This is a genomic window from Enterobacter sp. kpr-6 (genome assembly GCF_900116015.1).
In the GTDB taxonomy this organism is placed as follows: domain Bacteria; phylum Pseudomonadota; class Gammaproteobacteria; order Enterobacterales; family Enterobacteriaceae; genus Enterobacter_D.
Window position 1 is genome coordinate 1 of record NZ_FOYH01000014.1, and the last position, 22,018, is coordinate 22,018.

A 22,018-nucleotide genomic window follows, 5' to 3' on the forward strand; every position below is an offset into this window, starting at 1 on the left:
CGGCGGTCCCACCTGACCCCATGCCGAACTCAGAAGTGAAACGCCGTAGCGCCGATGGTAGTGTGGGGTCTCCCCATGCGAGAGTAGGGAACTGCCAGGCATCAAATTTAGTGTGCTGATATGGCTCAGTTGGTAGAGCGCACCCTTGGTAAGGGTGAGGTCCCCAGTTCGACTCTGGGTATCAGCACCAGTTTTAAGCGGTTAATGTTCGGCATTTAAAAGAATTTGCCTGGCGACACTAGCGCGGCGGTCCCACCTGACCCCATGCCGAACTCAGAAGTGAAACGCCGTAGCGCCGATGGTAGTGTGGGGTCTCCCCATGCGAGAGTAGGGAATTGCCAGGCATCAATTAAGTGAAAAGCCCAGTCGAAAGACTGGGCTTTTTGCTATATGCAGATAAGCAAATGACGTTGTTACCGCTCACGTACTGAAACGTACCTCTGTTAGAAGATCCTACAGGTATAAAAAAGCCCAGCCATATGGCTGAGCTTAATTGTATTATTTTTTAACTTAATGAATAACCTGAGACAGAAATGCTCTGGTTCGCTCCGATTTAGGATTTGCAAAGAACTCGTCCGGCGGTGCCTGCTCAACGATTTCTCCACGATCCATAAAGATCACTCTGTCAGCCACGGTGCGGGCAAATCCCATTTCATGAGTTACACACAGCATGGTCATGCCTGATTCGGCAAGGCCAATCATGGTATCCAGTACTTCTTTGACCATCTCCGGATCCAGCGCCGAGGTTGGCTCATCAAAGAGCATGATTTTAGGTTTCATGCATAATGAGCGGGCAATCGCCACGCGCTGCTGCTGCCCCCCGGAGATTTGGCCAGGGAATTTATGCGCATGCTCAGCAATGCGCACTCTTTCCAGGTAATGCATAGCCAGCGCTTCGGCTTCTTTTTTCGGCATCTTGCGCACCCAGATTGGTGCGAGGGTGCAGTTTTGCAAAACAGTCAGGTGAGGGAACAGATTGAAGTGCTGGAATACCATGCCCACTTCCTTGCGCACCTTTTCGATATTGCGAATATCTTCATTGAGCTCAATACCATCAACGATAATTCGTCCCTGCTGATGTTCTTCAAGATGGTTAATACAGCGAATGGTTGTTGATTTACCCGAACCCGATGGGCCACACAGAACAATACGTTCACCCTGTTTGACCTGCAGGTTGATATTTTTCAGCACGTGAAACTGCCCGTACCATTTGTTCACGTTGTCGAGCGTAATCATCGCGTCGTCTGGTTGCATAATCATATTACTCATGGTGGTCCTCAGTGCGGTGTACGCCCGGTATTGAAACGCTTCTCCAGATGCTGGCTATAGCGCGACATGCTGAAACAGAAAATCCAGTAAACCAGCGCGGCAAAGACATAGCCTTCTGTCGACATTCCCAGCCATGCGGGATCGACGGTGGCCTGCTGTACGCTGCTGAACAGATCAAATAAACCAATAATGATGACGAGGCTGGTATCTTTAAACAGCGCAATAATGGTGTTAACCAGGCCCGGTATCACCAGTTTTAAGGCCTGCGGTAGAATTACCAGCCCCTGTGTTTTCCAGTAGCCCAACGCCAGCGATTCAGCGGCTTCGTACTGACCTTTCGGCAGCGCCTGAAGCCCGCCGCGCACGACTTCTGCAACGTAGGCTGACTGGAATAGCACGACTCCGACCAGTGCCCGGATCAGTTTATCGATACTGGTTCCTTCCGCCATAAACAGTGGCAGCATGACCGACGACATGAACAGTACGGTAATGAGCGGCACGCCACGCCAGAATTCAATAAAGATCACTGAAAGCATCCGTACGACCGGCATGGTCGAACGGCGTCCTAGCGCCAAAAGAATCCCCAGCGGTAAAGCGCCCGCAATGCCCACTGACGCAATGATCAATGTCAGCGTTAACCCGCCCCACTGACGTGTTTCCACACGCTCCAGCCCCAGAAATCCACCATATAATAACCACCATACCACGATCGGATAAATGACCGCCCAGCAGGCAATATAGCGTCCTCTTTTCGGTAAGGATTTTAAGAACATAGGCGCAATGGAAAGCAGGCCCACAATTAGCGCAAGGTTGATGCGCCAGCGCTCATCATGGGGGTAAAGGCCATACATAAACTGGCCGAAGCGCTGATGGATAAAGACCCAGCATGCGCCTTCTTTCGTACAGTCGGCCCGTGTAGAGCCAATCCAGTTAGCCTGGAAGAACGCCCAGCTCAGTAAAGGGGGAATAAGCTCCCACATGAGCCACAGGCATACCAGCGTCAGTAAACTGTTCGACCAACTGGAAAAGAGGTTTTTGCGTACCCAACCCATATAACGTCCGGTGCCTGCACTGGCCGGACGCGAGGGTTGAGACAGTATCGCTTTTGTCATCATGATTCCTTAGCGTTCCACGAGTGCAATGCGGCGGTTATAGATATTCATCAGCAGAGAAATGCTCAAACTGATAATCAGGTAAACCGACATGGTAATGGCGATAGTTTCGATTGCCTGCCCGGTCTGGTTAAGTACCGTACCCGCAAACAGTGACACCATATCGGGATAACCAATCGCCGCTGCCAGCGAAGAATTTTTCACGATATTTAAATACTGGCTGGTCAATGGCGGGATAATCACTCGCAGCGCCTGCGGGATGATGACCTGACGCAGCGTAACCGGATTAGGTAGTCCCAGAGAACGCGCCGCTTCATGCTGGCCAAAGGGGACTGACTGAATACCGGAGCGGATGATTTCGGCAATAAAAGCAGAGGTATAAACCGAAAGTGCCAGGGTCAGCGCCGCCAGTTCAGGGATCAGCGCCATTCCACCACGGAAGTTAAAACCGCGCAGCTCCGGAACATCCCAGTGCAATGCCGCCCCGAACAGCCAGTGGGCCAGCAGCGGAAGTACAATTATCAGCCCCAGTCCGGTCGGCCAGGTCCGGCGCAGCTGCCCCGTTTTAATTTGATGCGTCTTATTAAAGCGAAACAGTCCGACGGAAATCCCCATCGCCAGGATGACAGCGACAAGAAATGCCAGTAATCCTTCCCCAAAAGCGGGAGCCGGAATATAGAGCCCGCGATTGCTCAGGAAAGCCAAATCAAACGCACTGACCGCCTGGCGAGGCCCCGGCAAATTGCGCAGCACCGCGAAGTACCAGAAAAAGATTTGGAGTAACGGCGGGATATTACGGAAGGTTTCGATATAAATTGTCGACAGCTTACGCAGTAGCCAGTTTTCTGACAGGCGCGCAAGACCGAGAAAGAACCCCAGGAAGGAAGCAAAAACGATACACAGCGCAGAGACGAGCAGCGTATTGAGTAAACCTACCAGGAATACCCGACCATAGGTATCGCCTTGTTCATAATCAATCAGGTGCTGGACGATCCCGAAGCCAGCGCCACGATCGAGAAAGGCGAAACCGGAAGTAATACCGCGGTTACTCAGATTAGTAACGGTATTATGTATCAAATAGATGGCTACGCTAACCACCGCCAGGATAGCAATGATTTGAAACAGCCAGGCGCGAACCGCAGGGTTGGAGAAGGAAAGCGATCCTTTAACGGCTGGGCGTCGATGGGACATAAGAAAACCTCGGTAACCATGACTCTGGGCTGGGCACCACAAATGCGGTGCCCGTTACTACACGATGTTTAAAACAATCGTCTTAGCGAACTGGCGGCGCGTACTGGATACCGCCGTTGTTCCAGAGGTTATTCTGGCCACGTTTGATTTTCAGCGGGCTTTCGGAACCCACGTTACGTTCAAACACTTCCGCATAGTTACCGACTTTCTTGATAATGTTATAAGCCCATTTGTTATCAAGTTTCAGGTCCTTGCCGTAATCGCCTTCTTTCCCGAGCAGGTGAGCCATATCTGGCGTCGCCGGATTTGCCACTTTCTCATCAACGTTTTTGGAGGTGATGCCCATTTCTTCGGCGTTCAGCATGGCGAACAGCGTCCAGCGAACAATTGAGAACCACTCATCATCGCCACGGCGTACCACCGGGCCCAGCGGCTCTTTAGAGATCACTTCCGGCAGAACGATCCATTCACCCGGCGTGCTCAGTTTGATACGCAGTGCGTAGAGTTGCGACTGATCGGACGCCAGCGTATCGCAGCGACCCGATTCCAGCGCTTTTGCTGATTCATCAGAGCGGTCGAAAGTGACCGGCGTGTATTTCATATTGTTGGATTTGAAATAGTCAGCCACGTTCAGCTCGGTATCAGTACCGGCCTGAATACAAACGGTTGCGCCATCCAGCTCTTTAGCACTTTTCAGACCGGCTTTGTTATGGGTCAAAAAGCCGATACCGTCGTAATAGGTTACGCCAGTAAATGACATGCCCATGCCTGAGTCGCGGGAAGAGGTCCAGGTGGTATTACGTGACAGCACATCAACTTCACCGGACTGTAATGCGGTGAAACGTTCTTTCGCCGTCAGCGGGGTATATTTTACTTTCGTGTCATCGCCGAATACGGCAGCGGCAACCCCACGACAAACATCCACATCAATACCGGTAAATTTACCGTCGGCGTCTGCGTAAGAGAAACCAGGCAGCCCGTCACTGATACCGCATTGTACGAAACCTTTTTTCTTCACGGCATCCAGAGTTGCGCCAGCGTGCGCTTGATTTACAACAGCAAACAGTGCACCGGCAGCGGCCAGGCTGGCGATCATCATCTTTTTCATAATGCATCCTGTGTGGCAAAAATTATCGTTATATAAAGGCGTCCGGGAAACGCCCTGAACCTGTCTGTGGCATTGGCCATCCTTTTTAAAGCAAAGGTAGTGCCAGGTTTACGGGGCAGAAGAACATTAAGAATTGCCCGTAATAGGGAGAGTGTAGACAGGGAAAAATAAAGTCAGCGCCCTGGTTTGGTGCGAAACTGAAACCTGTGCCACAAATTAGAGCAAAAAATTTTCATAGCAGGCGAAGCATTGAAAGAGAGAATGATTAACGCGGAAATTTAAAGAAGATGTGATGATCCATTATGAGAATCAATTTTAACAAATTAGAAGAGTTGCACCGGGGAGGAGCAAAAGCAGGCGTGACGGTCAGGCCACGCCCGGAGATTATTTGGTCAGGGCAACAATACCCAGGGTCAAACCTGCAATAGCAGCGGCACCGCCTGCAATAGCGCCTGCCGTTTCCCAGTTATCCTGAGTCGTCCCTTTCATACAGGTATTGGTATGAACCAGACGCCCCTGGTCATCATAAACCGGCACGCAGGGAGAGTCGTGAGCGCACCCGGCGAGAACAGAAGACAGTAGTGCAACAGCAATTAACTTTTTCATGATCACATTTACCTCTCTATGTGAATACGCTCATTCTACCATCAGTTTGTACGGCCCCAAGCGGTCGAGTTTTACAAAGCATGTCGAATGTAAAAACCATGGAGGAAAAAGCGCAAACCAGGGAGATTATGAAGAAATAATGGATTCAGAGGTGCTGTACTGAGGTTGAGTTATGTTACCTGTATTGTTACCGGGCGTCACGCGGAGCATCGTTAAAAGACTGTCAACCAGGCGCGGGGCAAAATTATAAAGATCAAAACTTTTATTAAGCATAAGCCAGTTTTTAATGATTCCACTCATATAGGCCTGAATAATAATAAGCGCCAGTTCTATATCGCCGCTCATAAATAATGGGTTCTCACTCATGCATCGTTTTAACAGCAGCGCCATGCTTTCACGATCGAAAAAAAGGCGTGCACGAATTTCTGCTTCAGGCGTCATGTCTGCGGTGAATTCGCATTTGTGATAAAGAATTTCTACCAGTGCCTGTTCAATAGTATCGCGAGCGATCAGTCGAAGCGCCTCTATTAACGAATGCCGTAAAAATACTTCGGCGGTGTCATTGTAATATATTGCCACTTTGCTGCTAATTTTATCTTTAAGCGTTAGCTGCTGTTGCCAGATAGCATTAAATAATTCGCCTTTGTTTTTAAAGTGCCAGTAAATAGCGCCGCGCGTCATATTTGCCGCTTGTGCGATATCATCCAGCGACGTGTTCGAATACCCACGCCGGGAAAACGTTAAAATTGCTGAATTAATTAAAAGCTCTCGCGTTCTGGACGCATCTTCTTTTGTTTTCCTGACCATGGGTAATGACTTCTGATAAACGTTATAGTGGCAGAGGGGGTGATTTTTAAAAGACGCAACTATCCTTGCATTTTTTGAGTGTTCATACAATATAGCGCTGATATTTTACTGTTGCCGTGCAATTAATTGGTTGGGTGAATTAATTACCGTATTTCATTGATGAAATGAATGTCATAACAAAAAATACACCGTTTTAATTAAATTAATTTACGTCTTTTTTAGTTCTGAGTGCCATTACTACGAGGGCTGGCTGAGGGCTGATTTACAGTACCAGCAAATTATTTGTAGGATACCCGACCCCCTGATGTTTATTTTTCTGTCTTTATTGGCGGTAAATGCCGCGCATTGTGTTTTAAGGAACTGCAATGAATAAGTTTGGTGAATATTTTTACCTGCCATCATTGATATTATTATCACTTGGTTTACTTGGCGGCTGTAATGATAACGAAAAGACGGCGGCTGTAATGTCAGCGCCTGAAGTGAGCGTCTGGCAGGTGAAGTCCGCTCCGCTTGTTATCACAACAGAACTTCCCGGGCGCACAGAGGCGTTTCGTATTGCAGAAGTTCGCCCCCAGGTCAGCGGTATTATTTTAAAGCGTAATTTTGTTGAAGGTAGCGATATCACTGCGGGTGAATCGCTATATCAGATTGATCCTGCAACCTATCAGGCGGCTTTTTCCAGCGCGGAAGGCGAATTAGCCAAAGCCCGGGCGGCGGCGAATATTGCGGCTCTGACGGTGAAGCGATATCAGCCTTTGCTGGGCACGCAATACATTAGTCGTCAGGATTATGATACCGCCGCAGCGAATGCCAGTGGTGCGAAGGCTGAAATTAAAGCCGCTGAAGCCGCGGTTGAAGCGGCAAGAATTAATCTGGCGTATACCCGCGTCAGCTCCCCAATCAGCGGGCGAATCGGTAAATCTTCCGTGACCGAAGGGGCGCTGGTGACGAGCGGTCAAAGCACGGCGCTGGCCACCGTACAACAACTCGATCCTATCTATGTAGACGTCACGCAATCCAGCAGCGATTTTATGCGGCTGCGTCAGGCCGTTGAGCAAGGAAACTTACTCAAACAAGACGGGAAAGCGGATGTTCAGTTACTCACTGAAAACGGTGAAGACTATCCGCTAACCGGGTCGCTTGCATTCTCCGACGTCACCGTCGACCAAAGTACCGGGTCAATTACTCTCCGCGCAGTGTTCCCTAATCCTGATCACCGGTTATTACCGGGAATGTTTGTCCGTGCCCGCATAAACGAGGGCACTCAGCCAAACGCCATTTTGGTTCCGCAGCAAGGTGTCACGCGTAACGCGCGCGGTGAAGCGACCGTCCTGCTGGTCAATGAGAAAAACCAGGTAGAGGCCCGCAATGTCGTTGCTACGCAGGCGATTGGCGATAAGTGGCTGATTGCCGAAGGGCTAAAAGAAGGCGAGAAGGTCATTGTCAGTGGCTTACAGCGCGCTCGTCCGGGGACGGTAGTGAACGTTGCACCTGAAACCGCGACTGAACAAAAAACGGCAGCGCAGTAATCGCACACACGTAATGAGAGCAAAAAATGGCTAAGTTTTTTATCGATCGTCCGATTTTTGCCTGGGTGCTGGCGATTATATTAATGATTGCTGGCGTACTGGCTATTATGCAACTGCCCGTCGCGCAATATCCCACGATTGCGCCGCCAGCAATTGCCGTGAGCGCGAACTATCCTGGCGCGGATGCCCAGACAGTTCAGGACACGGTGACGCAGGTTATCGAACAGAACATGAATGGCCTCGACAACCTGATGTATATGTCCTCCACCAGTGATTCGGCAGGTGGCGTGACGATCACCCTGACATTTAAGTCCGGCACTGAACCGGATATTGCTCAGGTGCAGGTGCAAAATAAGCTGCAACTGGCGATGCCACTGTTACCGCAGGAAGTGCAGCAACAAGGGATCAGCGTCGAGAAAGCGGGCAGTAACTTTCTGATGGTGGTAGGTTTCACCTCGGAAAATAAAGGGCTGACGCAGGAAGATATCGCGGACTATATTGCGTCAAACCTTAAAGATACGATCAGCCGCATTAATGGCGTGGGGGATGTTCAGCTTTTTGGTGCGCAATATGCCATGCGTATCTGGCTGAATACGGATTTCCTGAATAAATACAATCTGACAACGATTGACGTTATTAACCAAATCAAAGTGCAAAACGGGCAGATTGCTGCCGGACAGTTAGGTGCGACCCCCGCCGTAGGTAATCAGCAGCTTAACGCGTCAATCATTGCGCAAACCCGATTAAAAGATCCTGAAGAGTTTGGAAACATTACGCTGCGCGTTAATGCGGATGGTTCTATGGTGCGTCTGAAAGATGTCGCACGTATTGTGCTCGGTGGCGAAAACTACAATGTCGTCACCAAAATAAACGGTCAGGATACCGCAGCGATAGGTATCAAACTTGCGACCGGGGCGAATGCGCTCGATACAGCCAAAGCGATCAAAGCAAAACTAAACGATCTTTCTGCGTTCTTCCCGCAAGGGCTTAGCGTTGTTTATCCCTACGACACCACGCCGTTCGTGCAGATTTCTATTCATGAAGTGGTAAAAACGCTGTGTGAAGCCATCATTCTTGTTTTCCTGGTCATGTATCTGTTCCTGCAAAATATTCGCGCGACCCTGATACCAACCATTGCTGTTCCTGTCGTACTGCTCGGCACATTTGCTGTACTGGCCGCGTTTGGCTATTCCATCAATACACTGACCATGTTCGGTATGGTGTTAGCCATTGGTCTGTTGGTCGATGACGCCATTGTGGTGGTTGAAAACGTTGAACGTGTGATGGCAGAGGAGCATCTGCCGCCAAAGGCCGCTACACAAAAATCGATGAGTCAAATTCAGGGGGCACTGGTCGGGATTGCCATGGTGCTCTCGGCGGTATTTATTCCCATGGCTTTCTTTGGTGGTTCAACAGGGGAAATTTACCGGCAATTCTCGATTACCATCGTTTCAGCCATGGCGCTCTCCGTGCTGGTGGCCTTAATTCTGACGCCAGCACTCTGCGCGACATTACTAAAACCGGTAGATCCTGCAACGCATGGTCAGCAAAGCGGCTTTTTTGGCTGGTTTAATCAGGTCTTTGATCGCAGCACAAACCATTACACCGAAAGCGTCAGTGGCATTATCAGAAGTACCGGACGCTATCTGGTGGTGTATGTGCTGATTGTTGCCGGTATGGCCGTGCTGTTTATGCGTCTTCCCACTTCGTTTCTGCCCGAGGAAGATCAGGGTGTATTTATGACGATGGTTCAGCTTCCTCCCGGCGCGACGCAGGCCCGGACGCAAAAGGTGCTGGATACGGTGACAGATTATTACCTTACTCATGAGAAAGAGAACGTTCAGTCGGTACTGTCGATTAACGGCTTCAGCTTTAGTGGTCAGGGGCAAAACACAGGGATGGCGTTTATCAGCCTGAAACCATGGGAAGAACGTCCCGGTAAAGAAAACAGCGTATTTGGTGTTGTCCAGCGGGCAACCGCCGCGTTCAGCAAGATCAAAGATGGCATGGTATTCCCGTTTAACCTGCCTGCGATCCTTGAGCTGGGTACCGCAACAGGTTTTGACTTCCAGCTTATCGATCAGGCGAACCTCGGTCACGAGGCGCTGACGAAAGCGCGTAATGAACTGCTGGGCATGGTGCAGCAATATCCAGACAAACTGGTGCGTGTACGTGCCAACGGGCTGCAGGATACTTCCCAGTTTAAAATTGATGTGGATAGCGAAAAAGCGCAGGCGTTAGGCGTCAGTCTTTCCGATATCAACCAGACGATCTCGACCTCGCTGGGCGGTACTTACGTCAATGACTTCATCGATCATGGACGCGTTAAAAAAGTGTACGTGCAGGCAGATGCCAAATTCCGCATGTTGCCGTCCGATGTGAAGAACCTTTATGTGCGTAATAACAAAGGTGAAATGACGCCATTCTCAGCCTTTACCACGTTGCGCTGGGTGTACGGTTCACCGCGCCTTGAGCGTTTCAACGGTTTACCGTCGATGGAAATCCTCGGGGAAGCCGCACCAGGTAAGAGTACCGGTGATGCCATGCTCCTGATGGAACAACTGGCCTCTAAGCTGCCTGCCGGAATAGGCTATGACTGGACAGGTATGTCCTATCAGGAACGGTTGTCCGGCAATCAGGCACCTGCGTTATACGCCATTTCATTAATCGTGGTTTTCCTCTGTCTTGCAGCGCTGTATGAAAGCTGGTCCATTCCATTTTCCGTCATGCTGGTGGTCCCGCTGGGTGTTATTGGGGCACTGCTCGCTGCGGCAATAATGGGAATGAGCAATGACGTTTATTTCCAGGTGGGGCTGTTAACCACAATCGGTTTGTCTGCAAAGAACGCCATTTTGATTGTCGAATTTGCCAGGGATTTGATGGACAAAGAAGGCATGGGGCTGGCGGAGTCCACCCTTGCGGCCGTGCGTATGCGTCTTCGCCCGATCCTGATGACCTCACTGGCCTTTATTCTCGGTGTTATGCCGCTGGTGATAAGTTCCGGGGCAGGGAGTGGCGCACAGAATGCGGTGGGTATCGGGGTACTGGGGGGAATGCTGACGGCAACCTTGCTGGCGATATTCTTCGTGCCCGTATTCTTTATCGTGATTGGGCAGTACTTCTTCAAAAAAGCCTGATAGCAATGAACGCGCCCCATCCGCACCGTAGCGGGTGGGGCTTTTTATTATCCCGTGCAGCCCAGCCTTGTGGCCTCATCTGCAGAAATGGGTTTACCGAGCAGATACCCCTGCAAAGTGTTGCAGCCCAGTTCGGTCAGAAACGCCTGCTGTTCTTCGGTTTCCACACCTTCCGCCACAACTTTCAAATTTAACGTCTTCGCCAGGGCCACAATCGCCGACACAATAGTGGCGTCGCCACCCTCACGACTCAGATCTTTTACGAATGCCCGATCAATTTTAAGTTCGCAAGCGGGCAAACGTTTCAGATACAGCAGGCTGGAATAGCCAGTGCCGAAATCGTCGATCGACGCTTTAATCCCTGCGTTGGTCAACTCGGTCAGAACGCGCACGCTTTCTTCCGGGTTGCTCATCGCCGTGGTTTCAGTCACTTCCAGGATCAGTTTATCCGCAGGTAATTGATGCTTCTGCAAACTGCCGAGGACGTGATCAATCAGGCCGGGTTGCTCAAATTGCAGCGTGGATAAATTGACCGCGACAGACCATGTGGTATTGCCTTGTAGATGCCATTCCCGCAACTGTCGGCAGGCTTCATCAATCACCCAGTTTCCAATCGGCACGATCAAACCGGTTTTCTCTGCCAGCGGAAGAAATACATCAGGCGTTAATAATCCCCGCTTACCATGCTGCCAGCGTAACAGCGCCTCAAAGCCTACCGTCGGGCCTGCCGGAGCCTGGAATTTTGGCTGATAAAGCAAGTGCAGCTCATTACGATCCAGCGCCTGCCACAGGTCATTCATTAGCTGTAAATGTGTCTGGGCCAGCGTGTTCATCGATGGCTGGAAGAAGTGATAGCCGTTGCGCCCCATATGTTTGGTGTGATACATCGCGGCGTCAGCATTGAACATCAATTCGCGTTCATTTTTACCGTCATGGGGATACAGCGCGATCCCAACGCTCAGGGTGACGATCAGTTCATACGGCTCAAGGGTATAGGGATGGTCAATGGCGCGCACCAGCGCACTGGCAAGCGTAGCCGCTTCGTCAGGTGCGCTCACTTCCGCCAGCAAAACAAACTCATCACCCCCGATGCGAGCCAGGGTGTATTGCCCTTTTAACGGCTTTTGCAGCCGCTCGGTCACAGCCACTAACAGCCGGTCGCCGGTGTCATGACCGTACGCGTCGTTTACCGCCTTAAAGCCATCCAGATCCATAAACATCAGGGCAAAAAAACTGCCTTCGCGCCGGGCTTTATTTATCGCCTGATCGAGTCGATCTTCCAGCAGAACGCGATTGGGCAGCCGGGTTAGCGTGTCATGCAATGCCAGTTGTGCCAGCTCACGATTCGCTTCAGCAAGGGAACTGGCTAAAAGCGAAGTGCGAGCCTGTAGACGGGCATCGAGCATTGAAACCAGCAGCGTAATACCCAAAATAGAGAGCGCGACAACGCTCACCAGCAGTGCCAGCCAGCTTCCGTTGACCCCGTGATGCATTAAGTGATGCTGCTCGGGAAAAAGTGCGGCTTTCATTCCGGTGTAGTGCATACCCGCAATCGCCACGCCCATTAAAATGGCCGCACCGGCGCGCAGTAACGCCACCTGCGCCGCTTCCCGGCGTAAACGGAACGTCAGCCACAGCGCGGCCCAGGATGCGGCAAGAGCGATGACCAGCGACGCGGCAACCCAGCGCATGTCCCAGACAATAGCCGGTGAGACCTGCAGCGCTGCCATGCCGGTATAGTGCATTGCCGCGATCCCTGAGCCCATCACCAGTGAGCCTGGAATTAACCGGCGCAGATGCAACTGTGGCGCACTAACCAGCCATAGCGCGAACAGTGAGGCGCTAATGGCGATAACCATCGACAGGCCGGTGATGAGCGGGTCGTAGTTCATGCGCATGGTCAGTTCCATGGACAGCATGCCGATAAAATGCATCGCCCAGATACCAATACCCATGGACACACCGCCGCCTGCCAGCCAGTACCAGGCCGTTTTATCGGACAGGGTCGTGACCCGGCCCGCCATATTTAGCGCGGTATATGAAGCCAGGATGGCGACAATAAAAGAAATAACAACAAGGATTTGGTCGTATTGGTTAACCAGCATGATGTCATCAACTTATTCATTAAAAACGTTATGCATGAGTACAGTCGTGCAGGCCAGGAAAGCTGAGACAGTATCACTGTAAAAAGACGTGTGAAATATTTTTAAATCCCTTCTTTATTAAAGGGATAGCGGCAAGTTCATCTATTTATGCAAATAGCAGATTAATCAAGCTCAGCGCAATCAACCAGTTTTAACGGGTTAACTGAATTCATATTACGGCACTTATCGCTTTCCGTAGTTAAGAACTCGATCCATTGCATAATCAGGGCGTCAAAAATGAATACCGTCAGGGCAAAAACAATGAGCCAAAAATATTTACGAATCATATTGAGAGTTCTGTTTCCACGGTGTGAAGAGCAGGCAATATACCTGAAAAAAAGCCAATGAAAAGATGAAGGCGCAATGATTTTTGTCAGGATTTTTAGCAATAAAAAAGGCGCTTCCCCATGCCGGTGAGCGCCTTTATAAACAAACACTTAACTGATTAGTATCAGTTCATGCCGTATTTTTTCAATTTTTTACGCAGCGTACCACGGTTGATGCCCATCATCAGGGCAGCGCGCGTTTGGTTCCCGCGGGTGTATTGCATCACCATGTCCAACAATGGCTGTTCAACTTCAGCCAATACCAGCTCATACAGGTCACTCACATCCTGACCATTCAGTTGAGCAAAATAGTTCTTCAGTGCCTGTTTTACCGAGTCACGCAGAGGTTTTTGAGTTACCTGGTCCTGAGAGTTAACGGTAGAAACGGTCAGTACGTCAGAATTTACGCGTTGTTCGAACATAGTTCTGTCAGCTCTTTATTTCTGTTTACGCAAAATTTTCGAAGTATGCCTCCAACGCCTCCAGCTGATCGCTGGCATCCTCAATGGCGTTGAATGTGCGCCGAAACTGGTCATTTGGAGCGTGTTCCTGGAGATACCAGGATACGTGTTTCCGCGCAATTCGGTACCCCTTTGCCTGACCGTAAAAGTCATGCAGTTCCCGAACGTGCGCACAAAGCAAGCGCTTCACCTCTGCCAACGGCAAGGGGGGGAGCAGCTCTCCAGTGTCCAGATAGTGCTGGATTTCCCGAAAGATCCAGGGTCTTCCCTGAGCCGCGCGACCTATCATCAGAGCATCAGCCCCTGTATAGTCGAGCACAGCTCTGGCTTTAAGCGGGTCAGTAATGTCGCCATTCGCGATAATCGGAATGGAAACCTTCTGCTTAACTGCCCGAATACTGTTGTATTCCGCGTCTCCGTTGAACAAACAGGCGCGAGTGCGTCCATGTATGGTCAGAGCCTGGATACCACAATCTTCAGCCAGTTGGGCAATTTCTACGCAGTTACGGTGTTCTGGAGCCCAGCCCGTACGAATCTTAAGCGTGACAGGAACGTCCACTGCTGCCACCACCGCCGTCAGGATAGACTTCACCAGATCGGGGTGCTGCAAAAGGGCTGAACCTGCTAACTTGCGATTCACCTTCTTAGCCGGGCAGCCCATATTAATATCAATAATCTGGGCACCGCTTGCCACGTTAATACGTGCGGCTTCCGCCATTTCTTCCGGCACGCTACCGGCGATTTGCACGGTACGAATACCAGGCTCATCAACGTGCACCATCCGTAAGCGTGATTTATCACTTTCCCAAACCTGAGGGTTAGATGACATCATCTCGGATACGGTTAAACCCGCTCCCATCTCGTAGCACAGCGTCCTGAATGGTCTGTCAGTAATGCCAGCCATCGGGGCTGCGATCAGGCGATTTCTGAGCTGGTGGTGTCCGATTCGCATGAGTTAAGAAATGACCATACTGTGACTGCAAGGCGGCGTATATTACGCATTTTTTTCATGAGATGAAAGGCCAAACTTTGAACAATCCTCTGAGGTGGATCAAAGAATCGCGGTTAAAAGAGTTGGCCTTGTTTAATTCACCATACAAATCATTAAGTTATAATTTTATGTTGAATTTTTATACGCTTACAATTTTGCGTAACTTCTCAATTTTTCTTAAATTGCCGCCATCATCGCCAGATAATCTGCTGATTTAATCAGCAAATTATCCTCCTGTAATGTGATCACCGCCTCATTTCAGGACAGGATCGCGACGCGTATTGTTACTTTTTACGCCCGGTAATACGGCACCATTCTTCTTTCTCAACGACCGGATCCAGCGTAAAGCGTTCAGTGTAGGCTTCACATACGCTTTCTGCCTGGCTGGCAAGAATGCCAGAAAGACCCAGAAAACCACCTGTAGCAGGCAGCACGCTGATTAATGGGGCCAGTTCACGTAACGGGCCTGCCAGGATGTTGGCGACCACCACATCGGCTTTCATCTCCTCTGGCTGGTCCTGAGGAAGGTAAAGCGCCAGGCGATCTGAGACGCCGTTGCGCTCGGCGTTATCACGGCTGGCCTGAATCGCCTGCGGATCGATATCGATCCCAATCGCTTTAGCCGCGCCGAGCTTCAGCGCGGCGATCGCGAGGATGCCGGAGCCGCAGCCGAAATCGATCACGGTTTTACCTTCCAGATCGAGTCCATCCAGCCATTGCAGACATAACGACGTGGTAGGGTGCGTCCCGGTACCAAATGCGAGGCCGGGATCGAGCATCACGTTGACCGCGTTCGCATCCGGCACATCGCGCCAGCTTGGGCAGATCCACAGACGCTCACCGAAGCGCATCGGGTGGAAATTCTCCATCCACTCGCGCTCCCAGTCTTTGTCTTCCAGTTGCTCGATTTTGTGCGCGAAACCTGCGCCCAGCAGCGGATGCTGTTCCAGCATCGCCACCACCTCGTTCATCTCCGTTTCGGCATCAAACAGACCGATAACGTCGGTATCGCCCCACAGACGGGTTTCCCCCGGCAGCGGTTCAAATACAGGGGTGTCGTGCGTATCCTGGAAGGTGATCGACACTGCGCCCGTTTCAAGGAGCGCGTCACTTAACGCTTCGGCATTCGCCCCGGTTGTGTTCAGTTTTAATTGGATCCACGGCATGGCAAAACTCTTTATTTATCAGATGTAATAACGCTGGCATCGGGAACGGGGCGACCAAAGCGGTTCCCGATAATAAACGCCAGTAAACTTAATAAAAGCGACGGCACAATCGGGTGGAACCCGAGGTACTGGATCTTAAACGTCGCCAGCACCGCATACAGTACGCCGCCTGTGATCATAGCGCTCAATGCACCGGCTGCGTTGGCGCGCTCCCAGTAAAGACCGAGTACCAGCGGCCAGAGGAAAACCGCTTCCAGCCCGCCAAAAGCCAGCAGGTTCAGCCAGATGATCATCTCCGGTGGACGCCATGCCGCCAGCAGCAGCAGCGCACTGAGCACCAGAGTAATCACCGATGACATCCGCTTGAGCCGCTTTTCATTATGGATATGCTCAGGATGCAGGTTCAGGTACAGATCTTTAATGATCGTAGCGGAACTTTGCAGCAACTGGGCGTTAATCGTGGACATGATGGCGGCCATCGGCGCGGCAAGGAAAATCCCGGCAGCAAACGGCGGCAGGACTTTGACCATCAGGGTTGGGATGACCAGGTCCGGCACGGTCAGATCCGGGATCACCGCACGGCCTAGCGCGCCAGCCAGATGCATTCCCAGCATCAGAATCGCCACCACAATGGTGCCGATGATAATGCCGCGATGCACCGCTTTGCTGTCTTTATAAGAGATGCAGCGCACCGCCGTATGCGGCAGGCCAATCACGCCAAAACAGACCAGCACCCAGAAAGAGGTCATGAACATGGGCGACAGAATATCGTCGGCCCCTTGCGGCGTGACCAGCTTGGGATCGATATGACGCAGCGTCTCTACGGCATTGCTGACGCCACCAGCGGCGTGAACCACGCCCACCAGCAGCACAATCGTGCCGATCAGCATTACCAGGCCCTGCATCGTGTCGTTCAGCACGCTGGCACGGAAGCCGCCGTACGCGGTATAGAGCGCAATACTGATACCAAAAATCAGCAGGCCGGTTTCGTAAGGGATCCCCGCTGCTGTCTCCAGCAGGCGCGCACCGCCAATAAATTGCACCGCCATCGCGCCAATAAAGGCCACCAGCAGGCTGATGCTCGCCAGCCACACCAGCAGGCGGCTCTGATAGCGGCCAAACAGCATATCGTTGAGGGTCACCGCATTATAACGGCGCGCCAGAATAGCGAATTTTTTGCCCAGAATACCGAGCGACAGCCAGATGGCGGGCAACTGGATCATCGCCAGCAGCACCCAACCCAGCCCGTATTTATAGGCCGCGCCCGGTCCGCCAATAAATGAACTGGCGCTGATATAAGTCGCGGTCAGGGTCATCGCCAGCACCACGCCACCCATAGAGCGGCTGCCGAGGAAAAACTCGTTTAAGAATGTCCCTGCCGTGCGTTGCCTCATGGCATAAACGGAAAGGCCAAAGACCACCAGAAGATACGCAATCAGAGGCAGAATCACTTCAAGCTGCATCGTCATTCTCCAGGGAGATATCGCGGTAAATAAATTTCACCATGGCCCAGCACAGCAAAATAAAAAGGAGTGGGATCAGCAGGCAGGCCATCTCAAACCAGTGCGGCAAACCAGTAATGCCCGCCGTCGAATCAGGTAAGTAAGCAGCCACTAACCATGCAGCCAGATAGAAAAGGGTCAGCCCCAGCGCCCAGCGCGCTTCTTTATGGGCCTGAACAAAACGCATGTCCATTTTTATCCCCTACGGATGAAGAAAGCGGGGATTGTACCTGATGGGCCAGGCCTGTCCCCAGAAATAAAAAAGGCCGGGGATCCCGGCCTTAGGCGTGAACTGCGCGATTACTTCTCCTGAAGACCGAGTTTTTTCTCCAGGTAGTGGATATTGGTTCCACCGTGCTGGAAGTTCTCGTCATTCATGATGCGGGTCTGCAGATCAACGTTGGTTTTGATGCCGTCGATGATCAGCTCCTGCAACGCATTTTTCATGCGCGCAATGGCCACTTCACGCGTTTCGCCGAAGCAGATCAGCTTGCCGATCATGGAATCGTAATACGGCGGCACGGTATAGCCCGCGTAAATGTGCGATTCCCAGCGCACACCAAAGCCACCCGGCGCGTGGAAACGCGTAATTTTACCCGGGCTTGGCAGGAAGGTGTTCGGATCTTCGGCGTTGATACGGCACTCAACAGCGTGGCCGTTAACAATCACGTCTTCCTGTTTGATGGACAGCGGCTGACCGGCAGCAATGCGCAACTGCTCTTTGATCAGATCCACGCCGGTGATCATCTCGGTTACCGGATGTTCAACCTGAATACGGGTGTTCATTTCAATGAAATAGAACTCGCCGTTTTCGAACAGGAACTCAAAGGTACCCGCGCCACGATAGCCGATTTCCACGCAGGCTTTTGAGCAGCGCTCGCCGATGAAACGACGCAGTTCAGGCGTGATGCCCGGTGCCGGCGCTTCTTCAACCACTTTCTGGTGACGACGCTGCATGGAGCAGTCGCGCTCAGCCAGATAAATGGCGTTACCCTGACCGTCTGCCAGCACCTGAATTTCGATGTGGCGTGGGTTCTCAAGGTATTTTTCCATGTACACCATGTCATTGTTGAAAGCGGCTTTCGCTTCAGCTTTGGTCATGGAGATGGATTGCGCCAGTTCAGCGTCGCTGCGCACAACGCGCATACCGCGACCGCCGCCGCCGCCGGAGGCTTTGATAATGACCGGATAACCGATGCGTTTTGCATGCGCGCGGTTAGCATCCATATCGTCGCCCAGCGGGCCGTCGGAACCTGGTACGGTCGGAACGCCCGCTTTCTTCATCGCGGTGATCGCCGACACTTTGTCACCCATCAGGCGAATAGTGTCAGCTTTCGGGCCGATGAAGGTAAAGCCGGAGCGCTCAACCTGCTCAGCAAAGTTGGCGTTCTCAGACAGGAAGCCATAACCCGGGTGGATTGCCACCGCGCCGGTGATTTCAGCGGCGCTGATGATAGCCGGGATATTCAGATAGCTTTTTACGGAGGGTGCCGGCCCGATACAAACTGTTTCGTCTGCCAGCAACACATGTTTTAAATCGCGATCCGCAGTCGAGTGCACGGCGACAGTCTTGATGCCCAGTTCTTTACAGGCACGAAGAATACGCAGAGCAATCTCGCCACGGTTGGCGATAACAATTTTATCCAGCATTGTTCGCCTCGTTATTCGATGACGACCAGTGGCTCGTCAAATTCAACCGGTTGACCACTTTCGACCAGAATCGCTTTTACTACGCCAGACTTGTCTGCTTCGATCTGGTTCATCATTTTCATGGCTTCAACGATGCACAGGGTATCGCCCGCGTTCACTTTCTGGCCCACTTCGATGAATGCTTTCGCATCCGGGCTTGGGGTGCGGTAGAACGTCCCTACCATCGGGGAACGTACGATGTGACCACTGATTTCTGCGGCTGCTGGCGCTTCCATTGCCGGTGCAGCGGCAGGGGCAACAGCGTTAGACAGAGCGGGCTGCTGCATCTGAGGCAGAGCATAAGCCTGCTGCATCACTGGATAACCCGCGTTAGGTGCGGCACGACTGATACGAACAGACTCTTCGCCTTCAGAGATTTCCAGTTCCGAGATGCCTGATTCTTCAACCAGCTCGATCAGTTTTTTAATCTTACGAATATCCATGAGTGGGTTCCGTACTCTTGTTTAGTGTGATTGTGACAGGCGTTTTACCGCCGTCTGTAAAGCGTATGAATAACCGTCAGCGCCAAATCCACAGATGACGCCAGCAGCGATATCGGAGAGATAAGAGTGATGGCGGAACGGCTCGCGCGCATGCACATTGCTCAGATGGATCTCAATAAACGGGATGCTCACTGCAAGCAACGCATCACGAATCGCCACGCTGGTGTGCGTAAACGCGGCCGGATTGATCAGGATATAGTCAACAGAGTCTTTAGCCTGATGAATGCGGTCGATGAGTGCGTACTCCGCGTTTGACTGTAAATGCGAGAGAGTCACGTTCAGCGCCTCGGCTTCCTGCGTTAATTGCGTAACAATTTCGTTAAGCGTCAGGGTGCCGTACTTCTCCGGCTCGCGTGTACCCAGCATGTTCAGATTGGGGCCGTTTAAGAGCAAAATGTGCAACTTGTCCACCATCGTGCTGCTATCTCCTGCAATACTTCGGTAAAAAACAAAATATACCTTCATTGCCCGGTTGTCACCTTTTGCGGGTCTTAAAACCCCCATCGGCAAAACCAAAGTCGCACATTATAACTATTTCGTAGCATTTGGCAGCTAAATACTGGTCTTATCAGGGAAGATTATCCGTCAGACCTGGATAAATGGTAGCGGAGGTGTACGTTTCTGCGGCTAACTGCACAGAACAGAGCATTATCGCCACCATTGGCGGAACTTCTTGTAACGCCAGCCCAGAAGCACAATTGCCGCCGCTGCATAGAGTAGCGGCTGCGGCGAAAGCACTTTTACTGACCAGAGGTAATGAATGGGCGCGAGGATCGCGACCACATAGACGAAGTTATGCAGACGCTGCCAGTTACGGCCTAATTTTCGCTGCATCGCCTGCGTGGAGGTTGCCGCCAGCGCAAAGAGAATGAGCCAGCTAATGACGCCAAGGGTCAGGTAGGGGCGGGTCACCAGCTCCTGGCCGAGCAGCGCAAGATTATTGAGCCCCAGCTCCAGCAACGAGTAACTCACCAGATGCAGCGATGCCCAGGCGAAACACCAGAGTCCCAGCAGGCGGCGGGTACGAATCAACAGCGGTTGTTTAGCGACGCGCGCCAGCGGTGTGATCAGCAGCGATCCCAGCAGGAATTTCAACGCCATCCTGCCGGTAAAATGCTGAATATCTTTTGCCGGATCGGCGCTGAAGTACCCCTGGCTGGCGGCCCAAAAGAGCCAGATAAAAGGCAACAGCCCTGCCAGATGCAACACTACTTTTAACCCGGTTATCTGTTTTGCCGTTAAGCGCACTTAAAAATTCTCCCGCAAATCCATTCCTTTATACAGCGACGCCACCTGATCGGCGTAACCATTAAACAGCAGCGTCGGCTGGCGATTAACGTCCAGTACGCCACCTGAACCAATCACGCGTTCGGTCGCCTGCGACCAGCGCGGATGATCGACGTGCGGATTCACATTAGCAAAAAAGCCATATTCATTTGGGGCGGATAAATTCCATGTCGTTGGCGGCCGCTCGCGGGTGAGCTTAATGCTGACGATGGATTTAATCCCTTTAAAACCGTATTTCCATGGCACCGTTAAGCGCACCGGCGCGCCGTTTTGCGGCGGCATCGCTTTGCCATAGACGCCAACGGAAAGCAGGGTCAATGGATGCATGGCTTCATCGATACGCAATCCTTCAACGTAAGGGTATTGCAGGCCGCCGCCAATAAAGCGGTCTTTCTGGCCCGGCATCTCTTCCGGTGAATATAAGGTTTCGAATGCCACATATTTCGCATTGCTGGTGGGCTCCACCAGGGCGAGCAGTTTATGCAGTGGAAAGCCAATCCACGGAATGACCATAGACCAGGCTTCCACGCAGCGCATCCGGTAAATACGCTCTTCCAGCGGGAAGCGGGTGGTCAGCATATCGTGATCGAGGGTTAAGGGTTTGGCCACTTCACCACCAATTTTCAGCGTCCACGGATCCGTTTTCATCCCGCCTGCGTTAGCAGCAGGATCGGCTTTATCCAGGCCAAATTCGTAAAAGTTGTTATAGCCCGTCACCTTGTCTTCAGGCGTCAGGGCCAGCGAATTTTGCCACTCAGCAGGTTTAGTGAAGTCCAGAGGTTTGCCCGGCGGCGGTTTCGGACGATCGTTTCCCTTAAACCAGTCCAGCAGATCGGCCTGCGCCAGCGGCGAAAGAGAAAGTGCGGTCGCACCGATCCCCAGTGCTTTTAATACTTTACGTCGCTCCATCATGAACACTGATTCAGCGGTGACATCTGCTTCGGTTAATTTTCGTTGTTTCATTACGTCCTCCGTCTGCCTTTATATAAGCATGATGGATGAGAGACGTTAGTGCGAGTTTGTTACCAAAAATTGCCGGCCACTCGCCGGGCGAGGGAAGTTGGGTGATTGGCAAAAAATTTCTGCGGGCTATACTCCCGTGATAAACGGCGATGTCGTCTTCATGCAATTTATTGCCTGTTCCACGGTGTCTGATAGTATCCCGTTTCGTATTGAAAGTTGGCGCTCAC

At 51.7% G+C, this 22,018-nt stretch carries 20 protein-coding genes, 1 tRNA gene and 2 rRNA genes; 5 read left to right on the top strand and 18 right to left on the bottom strand.

Going from position 1 to position 22,018, the window contains the following annotated elements:
• From rrf (BM373_RS20530) to rrf (BM373_RS20540), 3 genes are all read left to right on the top strand, one after another.
• Positions 1-100: ribosomal RNA gene (rrf, locus tag BM373_RS20530) — 5S ribosomal RNA — on the top strand; the annotation flags it as partial.
• A gap of 14 nt (positions 101-114) precedes the next feature.
• Positions 115-190, top strand: a tRNA-Thr gene (locus tag BM373_RS20535).
• 38 nt (positions 191-228) lie between these two features.
• Positions 229-344: ribosomal RNA gene (rrf, locus tag BM373_RS20540) — 5S ribosomal RNA — on the top strand.
• Positions 345-510: 166 nt separating this feature from the next.
• On the opposite strand, the gene BM373_RS20545 is transcribed toward rrf (BM373_RS20540), so the two are convergent.
• From BM373_RS20545 to BM373_RS20570, 6 genes are all read right to left on the bottom strand, one after another.
• A complete protein-coding gene (locus tag BM373_RS20545; RefSeq protein ID WP_090465840.1) occupies positions 511-1,269 on the bottom strand; it encodes an amino acid ABC transporter ATP-binding protein in 759 nt (252 codons plus the stop codon).
• A gap of 8 nt (positions 1,270-1,277) precedes the next feature.
• The gene (locus tag BM373_RS20550) at positions 1,278-2,381 is read right to left on the bottom strand and encodes an amino acid ABC transporter permease (protein WP_090465842.1); all 1,104 of its coding nucleotides are present in this window, start codon (positions 2,379-2,381) and stop codon (positions 1,278-1,280) included.
• Positions 2,382-2,390: 9 nt separating this feature from the next.
• Complete coding sequence (locus BM373_RS20555; RefSeq protein ID WP_090465844.1) at positions 2,391-3,572, bottom strand: amino acid ABC transporter permease; 1,182 nt, start codon at positions 3,570-3,572, stop codon at positions 2,391-2,393.
• An 82-nt stretch (positions 3,573-3,654) separates the two neighbouring features.
• The gene (locus tag BM373_RS20560) at positions 3,655-4,680 is read right to left on the bottom strand and encodes an amino acid ABC transporter substrate-binding protein (RefSeq protein WP_090465847.1); all 1,026 of its coding nucleotides are present in this window, start codon (positions 4,678-4,680) and stop codon (positions 3,655-3,657) included.
• A gap of 384 nt (positions 4,681-5,064) precedes the next feature.
• A complete protein-coding gene (locus BM373_RS20565) occupies positions 5,065-5,286 on the bottom strand; it encodes a putative periplasmic lipoprotein (protein WP_090465850.1) in 222 nt (73 codons plus the stop codon).
• Positions 5,287-5,412: 126 nt separating this feature from the next.
• Positions 5,413-6,093: a TetR family transcriptional regulator gene (locus BM373_RS20570; RefSeq protein WP_090465853.1), complete on the bottom strand. Its 681-nt coding sequence runs from the start codon at positions 6,091-6,093 to the stop codon at positions 5,413-5,415.
• Between the two features lie 365 nt (positions 6,094-6,458).
• On the opposite strand from BM373_RS20570, the gene BM373_RS20575 reads away from it, so the two are divergent.
• Positions 6,459-7,622, top strand: coding sequence for an efflux RND transporter periplasmic adaptor subunit (locus BM373_RS20575; protein WP_090465857.1), 1,164 nt, complete (start codon positions 6,459-6,461; stop codon positions 7,620-7,622).
• A gap of 26 nt (positions 7,623-7,648) precedes the next feature.
• Complete coding sequence (locus tag BM373_RS20580) at positions 7,649-10,759, top strand: efflux RND transporter permease subunit (protein ID WP_090465860.1); 3,111 nt, start codon at positions 7,649-7,651, stop codon at positions 10,757-10,759.
• A 47-nt stretch (positions 10,760-10,806) separates the two neighbouring features.
• Here the strand turns inward: BM373_RS20580 and BM373_RS20585 are convergent, their stop codons facing one another.
• The 12 genes from BM373_RS20585 to msrP form a co-directional block, all read right to left on the bottom strand.
• Positions 10,807-12,864, bottom strand: coding sequence for a putative bifunctional diguanylate cyclase/phosphodiesterase (locus tag BM373_RS20585; protein ID WP_090465863.1), 2,058 nt, complete (start codon positions 12,862-12,864; stop codon positions 10,807-10,809).
• A gap of 161 nt (positions 12,865-13,025) precedes the next feature.
• Positions 13,026-13,190 carry a DUF2556 family protein gene (locus BM373_RS20590; RefSeq protein WP_090465866.1) on the bottom strand — a complete coding sequence of 55 codons (165 nt, stop codon included), beginning with the start codon at positions 13,188-13,190 and terminating at the stop codon, positions 13,026-13,028.
• Positions 13,191-13,354: 164 nt separating this feature from the next.
• Positions 13,355-13,651, bottom strand: a complete 297-nt coding sequence (gene fis / locus BM373_RS20595; RefSeq protein ID WP_003855228.1) for a DNA-binding transcriptional regulator Fis — start codon at positions 13,649-13,651, stop codon at positions 13,355-13,357.
• Between the two features lie 25 nt (positions 13,652-13,676).
• Positions 13,677-14,642: a tRNA dihydrouridine synthase DusB gene (gene dusB, locus BM373_RS20600; RefSeq protein WP_090465869.1), complete on the bottom strand. Its 966-nt coding sequence runs from the start codon at positions 14,640-14,642 to the stop codon at positions 13,677-13,679.
• A 323-nt stretch (positions 14,643-14,965) separates the two neighbouring features.
• A complete protein-coding gene (gene prmA / locus BM373_RS20605; RefSeq protein WP_090465872.1) occupies positions 14,966-15,847 on the bottom strand; it encodes a 50S ribosomal protein L11 methyltransferase in 882 nt (293 codons plus the stop codon).
• An 11-nt stretch (positions 15,848-15,858) separates the two neighbouring features.
• Positions 15,859-17,310 carry a sodium/pantothenate symporter gene (panF, locus tag BM373_RS20610; RefSeq protein ID WP_090465874.1) on the bottom strand — a complete coding sequence of 484 codons (1,452 nt, stop codon included), beginning with the start codon at positions 17,308-17,310 and terminating at the stop codon, positions 15,859-15,861.
• Entirely contained in the window at positions 17,300-17,542 is a 243-nt protein-coding gene (locus BM373_RS20615; protein WP_090465877.1) for a YhdT family protein, read from the bottom strand. Before BM373_RS20615 ends, panF begins: the two co-directional genes overlap by 11 nt.
• A 107-nt stretch (positions 17,543-17,649) precedes the next feature.
• Entirely contained in the window at positions 17,650-18,999 is a 1,350-nt protein-coding gene (accC, locus tag BM373_RS20620) for an acetyl-CoA carboxylase biotin carboxylase subunit (protein ID WP_090465880.1), read from the bottom strand.
• 11 nt (positions 19,000-19,010) lie between these two features.
• The gene (gene accB, locus BM373_RS20625; protein ID WP_090465883.1) at positions 19,011-19,481 is read right to left on the bottom strand and encodes an acetyl-CoA carboxylase biotin carboxyl carrier protein; all 471 of its coding nucleotides are present in this window, start codon (positions 19,479-19,481) and stop codon (positions 19,011-19,013) included.
• A gap of 21 nt (positions 19,482-19,502) precedes the next feature.
• Positions 19,503-19,955, bottom strand: a complete 453-nt coding sequence (aroQ, locus tag BM373_RS20630) for a type II 3-dehydroquinate dehydratase (protein WP_090465885.1) — start codon at positions 19,953-19,955, stop codon at positions 19,503-19,505.
• 234 nt (positions 19,956-20,189) lie between these two features.
• Positions 20,190-20,789, bottom strand: coding sequence for a protein-methionine-sulfoxide reductase heme-binding subunit MsrQ (gene msrQ, locus BM373_RS20635; RefSeq protein WP_090465886.1), 600 nt, complete (start codon positions 20,787-20,789; stop codon positions 20,190-20,192).
• Positions 20,790-21,791: a protein-methionine-sulfoxide reductase catalytic subunit MsrP gene (gene msrP, locus BM373_RS20640; protein ID WP_090465888.1), complete on the bottom strand. Its 1,002-nt coding sequence runs from the start codon at positions 21,789-21,791 to the stop codon at positions 20,790-20,792.
• Positions 21,792-22,018: the final 227 nt, after the last annotated feature.